The sequence below is a fragment of the Pantoea sp. VS1 genome (genome assembly GCF_002207995.1).
Lineage (GTDB): Bacteria > Pseudomonadota > Gammaproteobacteria > Enterobacterales > Enterobacteriaceae > Pantoea > Pantoea dispersa.
This window is the reverse complement of record NZ_NHZE01000185.1, coordinates 1-276: the sequence shown is the minus strand read 5'-3', so window position 1 is coordinate 276 and position 276 is coordinate 1. Positions and strand designations below refer to the sequence as shown.

The window sequence follows — 276 nt, the reverse complement described above, 5'->3', positions numbered from 1 at the left end:
CAACCCGAACACCAGCGGTGCGTTCACTCCGGTCCTCTCGTACTAGGAGCAACCCCCCTCAATTCTCCAGCGCCCACGGCAGATAGGGACCGAACTGTCTCACGACGTTCTAAACCCAGCGCGCGTACCACTTTAAACGGCGAACAGCCGTACCCTTGGGACCTACTTCAGCCCCAGGATGTGATGAGCCGACATCGAGGTGCCAAACACCGCCGTCGATATGAACTCTTGGGCGGTATCAGCCTGTTATCCCCGGAGTACCTTTTATCCGTTGAG

1 rRNA gene is annotated in these 276 nt (G+C 57.6%); it reads right to left on the bottom strand.

Annotated elements, in window-relative coordinates:
- Positions 1-276: ribosomal RNA gene (locus CBW22_RS25810) — 23S ribosomal RNA — on the bottom strand; the annotation flags it as partial.